Raw genomic sequence first — 15,985 nt, 5'->3', positions numbered from 1 at the left:
GCTAAGAAGGGAATTGATAACTATGGTTGGGTTAATAATTTTTGGAGAAAAAGGTTCAGGAAAAGATACTGTAGCTAAACTTATAAATGAGTATTCAGAAAAAAGTGTTAGTTTCTTCAATATAGGAGATTTAGTTAGAGATATGTCTTGTATATTTTTAGCTGAAGATAAATGGCGTAATAAAAAAAGAGAATTTTATGTAGATACAGCTTTAAAGTTAAAGGAAATAGATAAAAACTTTTTAAGCTATTATGTTTTAGGAAAAATTTTAGAAAAGTTTAAGAAGGAATTTGTATATGAAATAGATGATGAACAGCTTATAATAGTAACTGGTGGAAGAACTTATGAAGACCTTGAGTTTTGGAAAAAATATGGTTTTAAAAGTGTAGGAGTTACTTGTAGTGAAGAGGTAAGAAGAAAAAGACTAAAAAATAGAGATGGGTATGAACAAAATTCTAAGGATGATTTAGAAAAAGATACAAGAGAAATAATTAAGTTATGTGATTTTAAAATAGATAATAGTACTTCCTACGATAATTTAAAAAAGGAAGTAACAGATTTTGTTTTCCTAAGAGAAATATAAAAAATATGAATATAACTATTTTAAATATATAAGATTATACTTTTATTTTATTGTATAATAATAAAGTATTTAATATTTAAGAGGTGAAATTTATGGCAAAAGATAAAAAACTTAAGACAAATGCTATGAGAATATTAGATTCTAAGAATATTTCATATGATATGTTAAGTTATGAAAGTGAAGATGGGAAAATAGATGGAATTTCAGTAGCTCATAAAATTGGAGTGGATGAGAAGAATGTATTTAAAACATTAGTAGCTCAAGGAACAAGCAAAGAGTTATATGTTTTTGTTATACCAGTTGCAGAAGAATTAGATTTAAAAAATGCTGCTAAGATAGCTGGTGAAAAGAAGGTTGAAATGATAGCAGTTAAAGATATATTAAAATATACAGGATATATCAGAGGAGGATGTTCTCCTATAGGATTAAAACGTAATTATAAAACCTTTATAAATGAAAGTGCTAAGGATTTAAAGTTTATGATAGTAAGTGCAGGAAAAATAGGTCATCAAATAAAGTTAAAGCCTATGGACTTAGTAAAGGTTGTAGAGGGTGAGTTTGAATCTTTAATAAAATAGATTTAAATATAAATTTAACTTAAATAAAAGAAGCCATAGATTTATGGCTTCTTTTATTTTTTAGAATAAGTTTTTAGTAAGTTTTAGTAGTGGTGTAGCAGTTTCTAAAATATTGATTTTATTTTTTTTCCTTTTCTTAGCACAGCTAAGTCCTATAATACTTACTGTAGATACTAAAAGAGAAGCTAATAAAAATTTTTTGTTTATTTTAAAATTATTATCTAAAATACAAGGCTTTAATTTGCAATGTCCATCTTTTATATTTTCATATCTTTTTATATTTTTTAATGGTTCTGAAAAAGAATTATTTATATTTTCTTTTTCATTATGACAAGAACAAGTTTTTTTATAATGATATGGAGGAACAAAGCGTTTAGTTTTTTTTCTTAAAGCTTTTAATTCTTTGTCTTTATTTATACCAATTGCTTTATACATAAAATCACCTCATAGTTAGTATTTACAGAAATAATTTATATAATCATAAAATAAACTTTTTATTATAAAAACTTAAAAGATAAAACTTATATTAAGTAACTTTAGAATATTTTTTGAATAAAATATATAAAGGAATATTAAAAATTTTAAATTTAAAGGCGTGAAAGTAAAATGGAAAAAGATGATTTAAATAAAATTGAAGAAGGATATTATGGTAACAAAGAAGATTATTATGATAAGCAGGGAATTTGTTATACAAGTTTTTTTATAAGTGATATAACAATAGATAATAAAAAGAGAGGAAGTATTAAGATAAATAATAATTTTGATATTTCTAAAGAGAAGAAGGAGTTTTTGAAAAAGGAAATTCTAAAATATTTTAAGGAGGAAAAAGAAGAAAAGTTAGATGAAGAATTTTTAGAAGATATAATAAAATTTTTTATTGAAAATTTAGGAGCAAAATTTTATTTGCAAGGAGTTTTAGATTCTTATAAATATATTTTTGAAAAATCTGATGATTTATTAACTTTAGAAAAGTAGTAGAACATAGAGATTACTGAATAAATTACAGTAATCTCTTTTTCTTTTGAAATTTTTTTGTAACTATTTTGTTGATTAATCTTTATAAAAAATATATTATAGAAGTGAAGGATTATTTTTGTAGGGGTGTAATATGACTACTAGGGAGGATTGTGTATGAATAAAAATAAAATAGCAGCATTACTTTTTGCTGTAACAACGGTATGTGTAGTTACTGCACATAGCGAAAAGGCTTATGCAGCTGAACATAAAAATGCAAAGCAGTTAGAAGCAAATGCAGATAGAAGCGTAAGAAAAGGACAAGTTGTAGATGTTAGTACAAATTTAAGAATTAGAAAAAGTCCAAGTACAAATAGTGAGGTTCTTGGATATTTAACTAATGGTGAAGTTTTTAATATAGAAGGAAAAGAAGGCGCTTGGTATAAAATAAGTGCTAAGGGTAAAGTTGGATATATTCATGGTGATTATGTAAAGGAATTAGGTGGAAGTTCTAATTCAGGTGGTAATTTAGATACTTCTTTAGCTGGAAAAAGAGGAACAGTTATAAATGTAAGTTCTTCTTTAAGAGTTAGACAATCACCTAGTACAAGTAGTGCCATTGTAGGAAGCCTAAGAGGTGGAGATAGCTTTGAGATAAAAGGAAAAAGTGGCAATTGGTACTATATAAGTGCAAATGGAGTTACAGGATATATCCATGGAGATTATGTAAAGGTAGGAGATAATTCTTCAAATAATGGGGGTAATTCACAGGTTGATACTTCTGTAGCTGGTAAAAAAGGTAAGGTTGTAAATGTAAGTACTTCTTTAAGAGTTAGAGAAAAGCCAAGTACAAGTAGCTCAGTTGTAGGTTCTTTAAGTGCAGGAGATACTTTTAATATACAAAGCAGAAGTGGAGAATGGTATAATATTGAAGCTGAAGGAACAAGAGGACATGTTCATGGAGACTTTGTACAACTTATAGAAGAAGGAAATTCAAATAACAACCAAGGTGGAAGTGGAAATTCTGGTTTAGATGAAACTTATAAAGGCAAAACTGGAAAAGTAGTAAATGTTAGTAGTAATTTAAGACTTAGAAGTCAACCAAATACTAATAGTTCAGTTTTAGCATATTTATTACCAAATGAACAATTTACTATACAAGGAAAAACAGCTTCAGGCTGGTTTAAGGTTAATTATAATGGTAAGGTTGGCTATTTAAATCAAGAATATGTTAAAATAGTAACTTCAAATGAAGGAAATACAGGCGGAAGTCAAAATGGACAAGTTAATCAAGGAACATATGAAAAAGTTTTAAGTGCTATGAAACAACAATTAGGAGCACCTTATGTTTATGGGGGAACAGGAGAAGTTTTAACTTCAAATTTATTAAGTAATTTAAGAAAAACTTTCCCAGACCATGCAAGAAGAGGATTCTATGATATTCCTTCACAATATTTAAATGGAAATTATAGAGCTTTTGACTGTTCAGGTTTAATGCAATGGGGATTTAAACAAGCAGGTGTAAATTTAGGAAGAAGTACTTATGACCAAATAAATAATGGATATGAGGTTTCTCCAAGTAATGCAAAGCCAGGAGACTTATTATTCTTTAAAGATTTAGGTCATGTAGGAATGTATATAGGAAATAACCAATGGATAGAATCACCTAACAAAGGAAAATTTGTTTCTATAGCTCCTGTTCCATGGAGCAGAATAGGAAGAGCTAGAAGAGTTCTTTAAACTTAACAGAATAATTTAAAGCAAGCTATTTATATAGCTTGCTTTTTTTATATACAAAAAATGTAAAATATAATATAATTAAATTGTAAAATTTTGGGAGGTGTTTTGTGAAAAGGGTATTGATATTAATTAATGATTTTAAAGATAAGGAAAGTAATGCTTATTATATAAGCCAATGCATAAAGAAAAGTCTTATAGAAAAAGTAGAATTTAGTATAAATTTTTTAGAAGAGAATTTTTTATATAATTTTAATAACCAAATAAGGGATTATAACAATGTAATATTTATTTCTTCTATTAAAAATAATATTTTAAATGATTTTGACAGAAAGTTTATAGAGAAGATTAGAGAGGAAAATAAAAGAAAGAGTTTTTTTAAGGAAATAAAGCTTTCAGTTATCTTAAACGAAAATTTTGATGTTTTTAAAGAGAGTGAGCCATTAAATATTTTATTAGAGGATTTTAGAAGTGCATGTAATAAAAAAAATATTACTTGGCAAAAGGGTATAGGAGTTTTAGTTAAAGATAGCTTATTTGAAGAGGGATTAGAAGAAAACTATATGGAATATGAACAATTAGTAATAGAATTAGAAATGTTTTCCCAGGATATATTAAATAATAAGAGATATCATCATAATAGCTTTGCAGTTCCTAAAAAAAGTGGGAAAATATTTAAGATAATAAAGGATAAAATTAAAAATAAGAATATTTTTAAATAGGATGACTAAAAGTCATCCTATTTAAAAGATTAAATTCCTTTTTTGCTAGAATCAGGGCATAATCCTCTTTCTTCTAAAATTTCATAAATAGTTTTTGATGTAGTATCTTCTATAGAATATCCTAAATCTTTTAAAATTTCATTAAGTTTTTCAAGAGAAGTAGTTTCTATTTCTACATAAGGAAAGGGGCAAAAAGAAGGGTCGTTAATATCTATTTCAATTAAAGAGTTTTTATAACTATAACTTTCTCTATATTTTTTTATACTTTGAAAAAGCTCTAAGCCTAAAGAAGTAAAAATGTTTTTTCCAATTTCACCGTTTTCTATAATAGTTTCATTTTCTTCCATAACCTTAAATTCTTCTTGGCTTATCATTTTCTTTGTAGTTATAAAGTAAATAGTTTTATTATTTATAAGGTCTTCAACAGTTCTTATTCTAGCGTATCCTTTTTTGTTTAATAATTTTCTATCTGGAAAGTCAAAAATATCATTTATTTGATTTTCCCTTTTAACATTTTTAGCGCCTAGTTTTACTAGAGTATTTCTTAAATTTTCTACATCTATATCCATAATTCTAGTTTCTAATTCTTTCATAATAATTACCTCCAAAATTTTTATATTACTATTATAAACAAAATATAAGAGAGTGAAAAGAATATTAAAAGTTAAAGCTTTTTAAAATAAAAAAAGAGATTAGAAAAATCTAATCTCTCTTATTTGTAAATTATTAAGCTCTGTTTACTGAACCGAATAATTCCATTTTTTCTTTAACTGTAGCTTTTATAGCTTCAAATCCAGGATTTAATAATTTTCTTGGGTCAAATCCTTTTCCTTCTAAATCTTTTCCAGCTTCTATATATTTACGAGTAGCTGCAGCAAATGATAATTGACATTCAGTATTAACATTTATTTTTGATACTCCTAAAGAAATAGCTTCTGCTATCATATCTGAAGGAATTCCAGTACCACCGTGTAATACTAAAGGCATATCTCCAGTAGCAGCTTTAATGTTAGCTAAAGCTTCAAAGTTTAATCCAGCCCAGTTTGCAGGGTATTTTCCATGGATGTTTCCTATACCAGCTGCTAACATAGTAACACCTAAATCAGCTATTTGCTTACATTCAGCAGGGTCTGCGATTTCTCCAGCACCAACAACTCCATCTTCTTCTCCACCAATTGATCCAACTTCTGCTTCAACAGATATGTTTTTAGCAGCTGCTAAATCTATGATTTCTTTAGTTTTTACTATGTTTTCATCAATTGAGTAGTGTGATCCATCAAACATTACTGATGAGAATCCAGCAGCCATAGCATCTATAGCTCCTTGGTAACTACCGTGATCTAAGTGAAGAGCTACAGGAACAGTTATTTTTAATTCTTCCATCATTCCATTAACCATTCCAACTATTGTTTTAAAACCACACATATATTTAGCAGCACCTTCTGATACTCCTAATATAACTGGTGAGTTATTTTCTTGAGCTGTTAATAATATAGCTTTTGTCCATTCTAAGTTATTTATGTTGAATTGACCAACAGCATATTTTCCTTCTCTTGCTTTATTTAACATTTCTTTTGCGTTAACTAATGCCATTTTGTTTACCACCTTTCAAAATCTGTCATTAACTTTTTGTATAGGGACAAAAAAAGTCCATGCGGGACTTGCCCCTTTCAAATAATATTATAAACTAAAATCATTATAAATTCCACAATAAAATATATTTTTTAAATTGGAATTTAAAATATTACCTATGTTAACCTTTTGAATATCTTTTATATGCTTTGTATAGATTTTTATTACATGGATTGAAGATAGACTACTTGAAACATCCTCTGCCTTTATATATTGAGTTAAGCTTAAAATTTCCTTATTTAAGTTGTCTAGTTGTTCATGGTTTATGTAAAGAGATAAAGAGAGGTAATTATCCTCTAATATTTTACTTAAATTTAAGGACTTTTCATAGGAAGATTTAAAATCTTTTAAGCTCAAAGTATTTTCAATTTCGTTACTATACATAGTTATATTATCGCATAATTTTATTAACTTATTATTAAAAAACAATATAGATGCAAGAAGAGAAAAAAATATAACTGAAGAAATTATTGTGTTTTTCATAAAGCTATGTCCTCTTTTTTCTTAGATAAATTTTTTTGAATATAAAACTCTCCCTTAGAATCTAGCATAATAAGAAAAAGTTCTTCTTTTTTAGGATAATTAAGGGACTTTAGTTTTTTATCTAACCATGTTTCATCTTTATTTATTTCTTTTAAGGCCTTTTTATTTAATTTTCCTCTTTCAAATAAGACAATTGGCATTTTTGCTTCTTCTTTTTCTATATTTAAATCTTCTCTTTTTAAAGTATCACATACACTTTTAGGAATAATAGAAATAGTTCCATTAGTTTCTATTATTGCATATTGTATATCTTTTATATCTAAAAAACCAGCACTTCTTAATTCTTCTAAAAGGTCATTCATAGTAAGTCTTTGTTTTTTCATCATGTTTAAATCTATTTTTCCATTGCTTATAATTATTGAAGGGGTTCCATCTAAAATTCTCTCAAATAAATTACTATGTTGTTGAATTTCAGAAATTACTATTTTTACAAATAAAAGAGTAATTATAGGTACTATTCCTAAAAGGAGAGGAAGACGAGTATCTTGCATTGGCAAAGAGGCAAGGTCAGATAGCATTAAGGTAATTACAAGCTCGTAAGGTTGAAGTTCTCCTATTTGTCTTTTCCCCATAAGTCTAATACTCAAAATTACAATAAAATAAAGTATTACAGTCCTTATAAAAGTTATTAGCATAAAAAAACCTCCTGTTAAGTAGGGTAACAATTTTTATTAAGATTTATACAAAAATAAATAATTTTTTGAAAGTTTTAAGTGTATAATAACAATGAGGTTTCTTATAAGTAGAGAGGAAGGGTAGTTATGAAGAAATTTAAAGTTTTTTTAAAGGGAAAGGAATTTATAATAAATAAGGGAGATAGATATGAAAAGCTTTTAGGAAAAGATTATATAAATGAAAAGGTTCCTATAACTTTAGTAAAACAAGGAAATAGATATTATGAATTTACTGATTTAATAAATAATGAAGGACCTTTAGAGTTTATAGATATTTCTAATCCTGAGGGAAAAATAGCCTATAGTAGAACTTTGCAATTTGTTTTTATAAAAGCTACTTTAGATTTATTTAAAGAAGCTAGAATAAATATAGAACATTCTATAAGTAAAGGAACCTTTGGAGAGATTCACAAAGAAAAGGCGTTAGATAAAGAAGATGTATTAAAGATAAAAAATAGAATGATAGAATTAATTAATAAAAATATTGTAATAGAAAAGATAAAGATGCCTAAAAAAGAGGCTATTGATATATTTAAGTCTTATAAAATGAAAGATAAGGTTGATTTGTTAAATTGGGTTAAGGAAGAGTATGTGAATTTATATAAATTAGAGGATAGATATGATTATTTTTATGGAGATATGGCCTATTCAACTGGTGTTTTAAAGTATTTTGATTTATTATATCATAATCCTGGATTTATACTTATGGTTCCAAGTTATAAAAATCCAACCATAGTTCCAAAGTTTAAGGAACAAAAGAAGTTATTTAGTGTATTTAGAGAAAATGAAAGATGGTTAAATATTTTAGGAACACCAGATGTAGGTTCTTTAAATTATAAATTAATAGGAGAGGATAAAGAAGATATAATAAGAGTTTCAGAGGCTTTGCATGAGAAAAAGATAGCCCAAATAGCAGATATGATAAGTGAAAGAAAAGATGTTAAAATTATTTTAATTGCAGGTCCTTCTTCATCAGGGAAAACAACATTTTCAAAAAGACTTTCAATACAACTTAGAGTTAATGGATACATTCCAATTGCTATATCATTAGATGATTATTTCATAAATAGACTTCATACTCCTTTAGATGAAGAAGGAAAACCAGATTTTGAATCTATAAATGCTTTAGATTTAGATTTATTTAATAAAAATCTTTATGATATTTTAGAGGGGAAAGAGGTTGAAATACCTTCTTATAATTTTAAGCTTGGAGAAAGAGAGTGGTTAGGAAATAAAATAAAGCTTCCTACTAATGGTGTTTTAGTTATAGAAGGAATACATGGATTAAATCCAAAACTTACAGAAAAAATTAGCTTAAAAAATAAGTTTAAGATTTATATATCTGCTTTAACTCAATTAAATTTAGATAATCATAATAGAATACCGACTACAGATGTAAGAAAAATAAGACGTATAGTAAGAGATTCATTGTCAAGAGGATATGGAGCTGAACAAACTTTAGAAATGTGGAGTTCTATAAAAAGAGGAGAGGAAAAGAATATATTTGTTTATCAAGAAGAGGCTGATGTTATGTTTAACTCAACTTTAGTATATGAACTAGCAGTTTTAAAAGAGTATGCTTTAAAAGAGTTAGAAAGGGTAGATAAAAATAGTAGTGTTTATTATGAAGTTAAAAGATTAATAAATACCTTAAAGTTTTTTGTAGATGTAAAGGAAGAAAGGGTACCAGAAAATTCAATTTTGAGAGAATTTATAGGAGGAAGTTGTTTTTATAAATATTAATATAAGTTTTTATTGAATTTTTAAGTAGTTTATTAAAAAAATTAGATGTATCAAAATAGTATTTATCTATTTTGATACATCTTTTTTAGCTATTAAGTATTTTTATAAATCTTTTAAAGCCTTCTAAGCCTTCTTCATTTAGTTTAAACACACCACAATGTTCTAAAACAGCTACGAACTTATTTGATAATTCTTTATTTACAAAGTCATTTAAATCTATTGAGGATTTTAAATAATCAAACTTTTTCTTAAGTTCAAGAGCCCATGTTCTATGATAATCTTCAATATTATCTAAGGATGTTTCATCTTTTAAGTATTCTTTTATTGTTTCAAGTTCCTTTAAAAGTCTTCCAGGTAAAACAGCAAGTCCCATTACTTCTATTAAACCTATATTTTCCTTTTTAATGTGATGCACTTCACTATGAGGATGGAATATTCCAAGAGGATGCTCTTTAGAAGTTCTATTATTTCTAAGAGCTAAATCAACTACGAATTTACCCTTTTCTTTTCTTACCATAGGAGTTATTGTATTATGTCTTTCTTCATTAGAATAGGCTAATATTCCTAAAGCTTCATCAGAATAATCTCTCCATTTTTTTAATATTAAATCAGAGGCTAAAACTAAAGAATCTATATTTTCACCTCTTAATCTTATTGTAGAAATAGGCCATTTAATAGCTTCACATTCCACATCTTTAAAGGCATTTAAAGAAAAATCAAATAATTTTTCTGCATCATTCATAGGAAATCTATGATTTCCTCCTTGATAATGTTCATGAGATAAGATTGAGCCTCCAACTATAGGTAAATCAGCATTAGAACCTGCAAAATAATGAGGGAATTTATCTACAAAACTTAATAGATTTTTAAATGTAGAAATATCTATTCTCATAGGAGTATGATTTTCTGAAAGAATTATACAATGCTCATTATAATAAAGATAAGGAGAGTATTGAAGCATCCAAGTTTTATCATTTAGGTTTAATCTAATCATTCTATGATTAGCTCTATCAGGATGAGTTACTGTTCCTTCATAGCCTTCATTTTCAATACATAATAAACATTTTGGATAATTACTTTTAACAGAATTTCTTGCTAAAGCTATTTCTTTTGGATCTTTTTCAGGTTTTGATAAGTTTATTGTAATGTCCATAACTCCGTATTTAGATGGTGCTTTAAAACTTATATTTTTAGCTATTCTATCAGTTCTTATATAATTTGAACTTTTGCTTAAAGAATAAAAATAATCTGTACTTTCTTTAGGTGAAATATGGTATTTTTTATAAAATTCCTTATTTATTATAGAAGGAGTTGGTAAGAATATATTCATCATATCACTAGAGAATATATCTTTTGCATATAAAGCATCTTCTATAATTTTCTTTTCTATAGCAATATTTATTAGTTCATTTAAAGTTTCGTGAAGAGTAAGATTAAGTTTTTCTTCACATGGAGTATATGAATTTTCATTAAATAGACTAAGAAGTCTATTTCTAACATATATATTATCCATATTTTCTATAAGATTATTTTCTATTGATATTTCTATTAATCTATCTATTAAAGCATTTAAATTATACATTGGAAAATCCTCCTTAATTAAATTGAAGAGAGCGTATCAAAATATATTTTTATAAGCTTAAAATATATTTAATTTACTGCATTTTAGTAAAATTTTTATAATATGTTTAAGGGATTTAATTTAGCTTATAATGATTATTTATATATTTTAAAATATTTTAAGCTTAATATATTTTGATACAGCTAAAAATTATATTAAAGCTTAGTAGGACCATTACCTATAGATGCTACATAGAAAGAAGCATCATAGCCTATAGCATCTTTATATGATTGTCCAACATTTTTTATAAATTCATCTACATTATTATTGTTAACTATTGCTATAGCACAACCACCAAAACCAGCACCAGTCATACGAGCACCTAAAACACCAGGTTGTTTCCAAGCATTTTCTACTAAGGTATCTAATTCTTTACCTGTAACTTCATAGTCATCTCTAAGAGATATATGAGATTGGTTCATAAGTTTTCCAAAAAGCTCAAGGTTATTTTCTTTTAAAGCTTTTACAGCTTCTTTTACTCTTTCATTTTCTGAAATAGCATGATAACATCTACGAGCTTTAATAGGGTCATTTATTTTATCTTTATACTTTTCAAATTCATCTAAATCTAATTCACAAAGAGAAGAAATATCTACATATTTTTTTAATATTTCTAAGGAATCATCACATTCTTTTCTTCTTTCATTGTACTTAGAATCTGCAAGTTCACGTCTTTTATTAGTATTCATTATTATTATTGAGTTATCTCCTAAGTTTAAAGGAACATATTCATAGTATAAGCTATTACAATCTAATAAAATTGCCTTATCTTTTTCTCCTAAAGAAATTGCAAATTGGTCCATTATACCACTATTTACACCTATATAAGTGTTTTCTACTTCCTTACCTATAAGTGCTGCATCTACTTTTGAAATGTTAAGTGAGAAGAAAGTATCTAATATTTTTACAATTAACATTTCTAAAGAAGCTGAAGAAGAAAGACCGGCACCATTTGGAAGATTACCGTATATAAGCAAATCTAATCCTTTATCTATTTTATATCCTTTTTCTAAAAGAACTTTTAATACTCCTTTTAAGTAGTTTGTCCAATTATCTTCTTTTTTGTATGATAAATCCTCTAAAGAAAATTCTATTACTCCAAGAGATTCAAAGTTAAGAGAGTAAGCTCTAAAAATTTTATCTTCTCTTAAACTTGCAGCAGCAAAAGTTCCAAGAGTTATTGGACAAGGAAAAACAAAGCCTCCATTATAATCAATATGTTCTCCTATAAGATTTATTCTTCCTGGTGAGAAAAATAAAGCTTCAGGTTGTTCTCCAAATTTATTTATAAAATCTAATTTAAGTTTATTTAATTCCATTTTATACCTCCGAAATAGAAAATCTGTAATTTAATTATACGATTACAGAAGGTAAAAATCAAATGTTTTACTAAAAATTTTACTAACTTTTTGTTAATTTATTTTAAAATATATACTTATTATTATCATTGTCTAAAATAGGCGCTTTAAAAGGTTAAACTTGTTGAAAAATACAATTTAACTTGTTAGAATTTACTTATAAATATGAGAGGAGAGTGAATAATTTGATTAAAGAAAGTAAAATTAATGATAAAATAAGTAAAATACTTTTAGAAAATGAAAAGATATCTTTAGAATTATTAAATGTAGGGGCAACTTTAGAAAGACTATGTGTACAGGATAAAAGAGGAGTTAAGGAGAATATAGTTCTTACTTATAAAGAAGAAGAAAATTATATAAATAATCCATCAAGTTTAGGTGCTATAGTTGGTAGGGTTGCAGGAAGAATAGGAGGAGCTTCTTTTAAGTTAAATGAAGTAACTTATAATTTAGACAAAAATAATAATGGTAACTGTCTTCATGGAGGAGAACATAGTTTTAATAAAAAAATATGGGATTATTCTTATAAAGAAGAAGGAGATAAGTTAATAGCTACCTTTACTTATTTTAGTAAGGATGGAGAAGGTGGTTTTCCTGGAAACTTAAAAACTACAGTAAATTATATTTTACAAGGGGAAAAGCTTTCTGTAGAATATGAAGCGATTTCAGATAAGGATACGATTGTAAACTTAACTAATCATTCTTATTTTAATTTATCAGGAAATAGTAAAAGAACTGTATTAGATGAAAAACTTTTTATAGATGCAGATAAAATTTGTGAATTAGATGAATATTTAATTCCTACGGGGAACTTATTACCTGTGGAAAAAACACCTTTTGACTTTAGAGAGGTTAAAAAAATTGGAGAGGATATATATAAAGAGGATGTTCAATTAAAAATAGGTTCAGGCTATGACCATCCTTGGGTTTTAAATAAAAAATCAGATTATGATGCTATGCTTATAGATGAAGTTTCAGGCAGAGTTATGAAGGTTAAAACAGACCAAAAAGCCGTGGTTTGTTATTCAATGAATTTTCCTGATGAATTACCTTTAGATAAAGGAGAGGTTGCTAAAAAGCATGATGGTATATGCTTTGAAACACAATCTTTACCAATAGGCTATGATGATTGCTTTTTAGATTATATAGTTTTAAAAGCAGGAAATAAATATACTCAAAATACATCCTTTGAATTTAGTATATTATAAAATAAAATGTATGGAAGAATATTCTTCCATACATTTTTTGTTAATTTTTTTTCATATATTTTCTCATATCAAGAGCTACAGCTAATACTATAATTAAGCCTTTTATAACAAATTGTAAATAAGGACTTACTCCTATGAAAGCTAAGCCATAGTTTATAACTTGGAATATTAAAACTCCAGTTACGATTCCTGGAACTGTTCCAACACCACCAGCAGTTGATACACCACCAACAACACAAGAAGCTATAGCATCTAATTCATACATTTCACCAGTACTAGCAGTAGCACTACCAACACGACCTGCTTCTAAGGTTCCTGCAAAACCATAAAGAACTCCAGCTAACATATAAACTAGTAAAAGTGTTTTCATTACATTAACTCCAGAAACTACAGCAGCTTCTCTATTACCACCTATAGCATAAAGGTTTTTACCAAATTTTGTTTTGTTCCATAAAGTCCAAATTACAGCAATTACAATAAGTGCATATATAACTAAATAAGGAATTTTTATATTGCCGTAAATAGGAATAGAGCCAAGAGTAAAATTGCTAAAAGATTGACTAAGTCCACCAATTGGCATAGCACCATAAGGAGGTCTATCAAAATATATTGAGTTAATACCATATATTCCTGTCATCATTCCTAAAGTAGCTATGAAAGGAGGCACATTAAATTTAGAAACAACTAATCCATTTATAAGACCAACAACTCCACAAACAATCATTGCTATTAAAATAGGAAGAAATATAGGAAGTTCAGGTAAATTAGGATACATTTTATAGGCATAATCACCAGCTTGTAGTAAAGAAGCTGATACTACAGCGGAAAGACCTACTGTTCTACCTGCTGAAAGGTCTGTACCTGCTGTTAAAAGTATACCACCAACTCCAAGAGCTATTATTATACGAGATGAAGATTGGCTTAATATATTAATAAAGTTTTTTATTGATAAAAAATCTGGTGAAATAATACAAATTCCTATTAATAAAACAAGTAAAACAATATATATAGCATTATTCATAAGCCATTGTGTATTAAAATTAAACTTTTTCTTTGATTTGATTTCCATTTATAACTCCTCCTGATACTGATAGATATTTTGCAGATAGATGCATAATTTCTTCTTGAGTTGTTTCATTTGCATCAACTATGCCAGAAACCATTCCATTACTCATAACTAGTATTCTGTCACAGACACCTAAAAGTTCAGGCATTTCAGAAGAAACCATAATTATGCCTTTATCTTCCTTTGCAAGTTCATTTATAAGTTGATATATTTCAAATTTAGCACCAACATCTATACCTCTAGTAGGTTCATCTAAAAGGAGAATTTCAGGCTTTCTAAGAAGCCATTTTCCAATTACTATCTTTTGTTGATTTCCACCAGATAGACTACCTATTAATGTTTTTTGACTTGGGGTTTTTACTTTCATTGAATCTATAACCCATTTTGTATCTTTAGAAATTCTGTTATTTGATAAAAGTCCTGAAGGGGTTTTATAATTATCTATATTAGCTATTATAGAGTTAAAATCTATTGGCAGATTCCCAAAGATTCCAGTTTGACGTCTTTCTTCAGTAACAAGAGCAAAACCATTTTTCATAGCTTTAAAAGGTCTACTATTATCTACTTTTTTTCCATGAAGTAAAATTTCACCTTTTTCTTTCTCCCTAAGACCAAAAAGAGTTTCTAATGTTTCAGTTCTTTTAGCACCAACTAGTCCTGCAATTCCTAAAATTTCACCTTTTCTAAGTTCAAAAGAAACATCTTTTAGTTCATGTTTTTTATCACTAAGATTTTTTACTTCCAGGATTGTTTCTTTAGGAGTATGATCCTTTTTAGGAAATCTATCAGTAAGTTCTCTTCCCACCATAAGTTTTATTATTAAATCCATAGTAAGTTCAGAGGATTTTTCAGTAGCAATCCATTTACCATCTCTCATTATGGTAACTTCATCTGAAATTTCTAATATTTCCTCCATTTTATGAGAAATATAAATTATACTAATACCTTGTTTTTTAAGTTTATTTATTATTCTAAAAAGATGATTTACTTCTTTTTCAGTTAAAGAAGAAGTAGGCTCGTCCATTACTATTATTTTAGAATTATATGAAACAGCCTTAGCTATTTCAACCATTTGCATTTGGGAAACAGATAAATTAGAAACTTTATCCTTAGGATTTACATTTATATCTAAGTCCTTAAATATTTTTTCTGTTTCTTCATACATTTTCTTTTCATCTATAAAAAATCCCTTTTTAGGATATCTACCAAGCCAAAGATTATCCATTACATTTCTTTCTCTAACTTGATTTAATTCTTGGTGAACCATAGATACTCCATTATCTAAGGCGTGTTTTGAGTTTTTAAATTGTACCTTTTGGCCAGAAATAAAAATTTCTCCTGAATTTGGGTGATATATTCCAAATAAGCACTTCATTAAGGTGGATTTACCAGCACCATTTTCTCCCATCAAAGCATGAACAGAGCCTGATTTTACTTTTAAAGTTACATTATCTAAGGCTTTTACTCCAGGAAATTCTTTAGAGATATTTCGCATTTCTAAAAGGTTTGAAGAGTTTTTCATCTTTTTTACCTCCTGCTTTATTAAGAGGGATATATCAAATATTT

The 15,985-nt window shown here is 27.0% G+C and carries 16 protein-coding genes; 7 read left to right on the top strand and 9 right to left on the bottom strand.

Annotated features, from left to right (window positions below; genetic code table 11):
* Positions 1 to 22 precede the first annotated feature (22 nt).
* Complete coding sequence (locus AC4FRL_RS03135; RefSeq protein ID WP_491138662.1) at positions 23 to 583, top strand: ATP-binding protein; 561 nt, start codon at positions 23 to 25, stop codon at positions 581 to 583.
* A gap of 92 nt (positions 584 to 675) precedes the next feature.
* Positions 676 to 1,161: a Cys-tRNA(Pro) deacylase gene (gene ybaK / locus AC4FRL_RS03130; protein WP_491138660.1), complete on the top strand. Its 486-nt coding sequence runs from the start codon at positions 676 to 678 to the stop codon at positions 1,159 to 1,161.
* Between the two features lie 60 nt (positions 1,162 to 1,221).
* On the opposite strand, the gene AC4FRL_RS03125 is transcribed toward ybaK, so the two are convergent.
* Entirely contained in the window at positions 1,222 to 1,596 is a 375-nt protein-coding gene (locus tag AC4FRL_RS03125; protein WP_491138659.1) for a hypothetical protein, read from the bottom strand.
* A 171-nt stretch (positions 1,597 to 1,767) separates the two neighbouring features.
* On the opposite strand from AC4FRL_RS03125, the gene AC4FRL_RS03120 reads away from it, so the two are divergent.
* From AC4FRL_RS03120 to AC4FRL_RS03110, 3 genes are all read left to right on the top strand, one after another.
* Positions 1,768 to 2,136: a DUF2164 family protein gene (locus AC4FRL_RS03120; RefSeq protein WP_491138658.1), complete on the top strand. Its 369-nt coding sequence runs from the start codon at positions 1,768 to 1,770 to the stop codon at positions 2,134 to 2,136.
* 156 nt (positions 2,137 to 2,292) lie between these two features.
* Positions 2,293 to 3,855 carry a C40 family peptidase gene (locus AC4FRL_RS03115; RefSeq protein ID WP_491138656.1) on the top strand — a complete coding sequence of 521 codons (1,563 nt, stop codon included), beginning with the start codon at positions 2,293 to 2,295 and terminating at the stop codon, positions 3,853 to 3,855.
* 107 nt (positions 3,856 to 3,962) lie between these two features.
* Positions 3,963 to 4,574 (top strand): hypothetical protein, encoded by a 612-nt coding sequence (locus AC4FRL_RS03110; RefSeq protein WP_491138655.1) that lies wholly within the window; start codon positions 3,963 to 3,965, stop codon positions 4,572 to 4,574.
* 29 nt (positions 4,575 to 4,603) lie between these two features.
* Here AC4FRL_RS03110 and AC4FRL_RS03105 read toward each other — a convergent pair whose 3' ends face one another.
* The 4 genes from AC4FRL_RS03105 to AC4FRL_RS03090 form a co-directional block, all read right to left on the bottom strand.
* A complete protein-coding gene (locus AC4FRL_RS03105; protein WP_491138653.1) occupies positions 4,604 to 5,167 on the bottom strand; it encodes a class IV adenylate cyclase in 564 nt (187 codons plus the stop codon).
* A gap of 133 nt (positions 5,168 to 5,300) precedes the next feature.
* The gene (gene fba, locus AC4FRL_RS03100) at positions 5,301 to 6,167 is read right to left on the bottom strand and encodes a class II fructose-1,6-bisphosphate aldolase (protein WP_491138652.1); all 867 of its coding nucleotides are present in this window, start codon (positions 6,165 to 6,167) and stop codon (positions 5,301 to 5,303) included.
* Positions 6,168 to 6,254: 87 nt separating this feature from the next.
* Positions 6,255 to 6,689 carry a DUF4363 family protein gene (locus AC4FRL_RS03095; protein WP_491138650.1) on the bottom strand — a complete coding sequence of 145 codons (435 nt, stop codon included), beginning with the start codon at positions 6,687 to 6,689 and terminating at the stop codon, positions 6,255 to 6,257.
* The gene (locus AC4FRL_RS03090; RefSeq protein ID WP_491138649.1) at positions 6,686 to 7,384 is read right to left on the bottom strand and encodes a DUF421 domain-containing protein; all 699 of its coding nucleotides are present in this window, start codon (positions 7,382 to 7,384) and stop codon (positions 6,686 to 6,688) included. The genes AC4FRL_RS03095 and AC4FRL_RS03090 overlap by 4 nt, the downstream gene beginning before the upstream one ends.
* A gap of 126 nt (positions 7,385 to 7,510) precedes the next feature.
* Here AC4FRL_RS03090 and AC4FRL_RS03085 point away from each other — a divergent pair, with 126 nt between their 5' ends.
* Positions 7,511 to 9,166, top strand: a complete 1,656-nt coding sequence (locus tag AC4FRL_RS03085) for a nucleoside kinase (protein ID WP_491138648.1) — start codon at positions 7,511 to 7,513, stop codon at positions 9,164 to 9,166.
* 85 nt (positions 9,167 to 9,251) lie between these two features.
* Here the strand turns inward: AC4FRL_RS03085 and galT are convergent, their stop codons facing one another.
* Positions 9,252 to 10,748 carry a UDP-glucose--hexose-1-phosphate uridylyltransferase gene (gene galT / locus AC4FRL_RS03080; protein WP_491138647.1) on the bottom strand — a complete coding sequence of 499 codons (1,497 nt, stop codon included), beginning with the start codon at positions 10,746 to 10,748 and terminating at the stop codon, positions 9,252 to 9,254.
* A 194-nt stretch (positions 10,749 to 10,942) separates the two neighbouring features.
* On the bottom strand, positions 10,943 to 12,106 hold the full coding sequence (locus tag AC4FRL_RS03075; protein WP_491138645.1) for a galactokinase: 1,164 nt from the start codon (positions 12,104 to 12,106) through the stop codon (positions 10,943 to 10,945).
* Positions 12,107 to 12,330: 224 nt separating this feature from the next.
* Between AC4FRL_RS03075 and AC4FRL_RS03070 the strand changes: the two genes are divergently transcribed.
* Positions 12,331 to 13,353: an aldose epimerase family protein gene (locus AC4FRL_RS03070; protein ID WP_491138644.1), complete on the top strand. Its 1,023-nt coding sequence runs from the start codon at positions 12,331 to 12,333 to the stop codon at positions 13,351 to 13,353.
* Between the two features lie 40 nt (positions 13,354 to 13,393).
* On the opposite strand, the gene mglC is transcribed toward AC4FRL_RS03070, so the two are convergent.
* Both mglC and mglA read right to left on the bottom strand, forming a co-directional pair.
* The gene (gene mglC, locus AC4FRL_RS03065; protein ID WP_491138642.1) at positions 13,394 to 14,422 is read right to left on the bottom strand and encodes a galactose/methyl galactoside ABC transporter permease MglC; all 1,029 of its coding nucleotides are present in this window, start codon (positions 14,420 to 14,422) and stop codon (positions 13,394 to 13,396) included.
* Positions 14,394 to 15,941 carry a galactose/methyl galactoside ABC transporter ATP-binding protein MglA gene (gene mglA, locus AC4FRL_RS03060; protein ID WP_491138641.1) on the bottom strand — a complete coding sequence of 516 codons (1,548 nt, stop codon included), beginning with the start codon at positions 15,939 to 15,941 and terminating at the stop codon, positions 14,394 to 14,396. Before mglA ends, mglC begins: the two co-directional genes overlap by 29 nt.
* Positions 15,942 to 15,985: the final 44 nt, after the last annotated feature.

This window comes from Clostridium sp. TJA032, assembly GCF_058310275.1.
The sequence above is the reverse complement of the archived record's forward strand: the minus strand, read 5'-3'. Positions and strand labels throughout refer to the sequence as shown.

Excerpts from the sequence above, each read along its gene's own strand:
- AC4FRL_RS03135 (WP_491138662.1), top strand. The coding sequence starts at position 23 with ATGGTTGGGTTAATAATTTTTGGAGAAAAAGGTTCAGGAAAAGATACT.
- ybaK (WP_491138660.1), top strand. The coding sequence starts at position 676 with ATGGCAAAAGATAAAAAACTTAAGACAAATGCTATGAGAATATTAGAT.
- AC4FRL_RS03125 (WP_491138659.1), bottom strand. The coding sequence starts at position 1,596 with ATGTATAAAGCAATTGGTATAAATAAAGACAAAGAATTAAAAGCTTTA.
- AC4FRL_RS03120 (WP_491138658.1), top strand. The coding sequence starts at position 1,768 with ATGGAAAAAGATGATTTAAATAAAATTGAAGAAGGATATTATGGTAAC.
- AC4FRL_RS03115 (WP_491138656.1), top strand. The coding sequence starts at position 2,293 with ATGAATAAAAATAAAATAGCAGCATTACTTTTTGCTGTAACAACGGTA.
- AC4FRL_RS03105 (WP_491138653.1), bottom strand. The coding sequence starts at position 5,167 with ATGAAAGAATTAGAAACTAGAATTATGGATATAGATGTAGAAAATTTA.
- fba (WP_491138652.1), bottom strand. The coding sequence starts at position 6,167 with ATGGCATTAGTTAACGCAAAAGAAATGTTAAATAAAGCAAGAGAAGGA.
- AC4FRL_RS03095 (WP_491138650.1), bottom strand. The coding sequence starts at position 6,689 with ATGAAAAACACAATAATTTCTTCAGTTATATTTTTTTCTCTTCTTGCA.
- AC4FRL_RS03090 (WP_491138649.1), bottom strand. The coding sequence starts at position 7,384 with ATGCTAATAACTTTTATAAGGACTGTAATACTTTATTTTATTGTAATT.
- AC4FRL_RS03085 (WP_491138648.1), top strand. The coding sequence starts at position 7,511 with ATGAAGAAATTTAAAGTTTTTTTAAAGGGAAAGGAATTTATAATAAAT.
- galT (WP_491138647.1), bottom strand. The coding sequence starts at position 10,748 with ATGTATAATTTAAATGCTTTAATAGATAGATTAATAGAAATATCAATA.
- AC4FRL_RS03075 (WP_491138645.1), bottom strand. The coding sequence starts at position 12,106 with ATGGAATTAAATAAACTTAAATTAGATTTTATAAATAAATTTGGAGAA.
- mglC (WP_491138642.1), bottom strand. The coding sequence starts at position 14,422 with ATGGAAATCAAATCAAAGAAAAAGTTTAATTTTAATACACAATGGCTT.
- mglA (WP_491138641.1), bottom strand. The coding sequence starts at position 15,941 with ATGAAAAACTCTTCAAACCTTTTAGAAATGCGAAATATCTCTAAAGAA.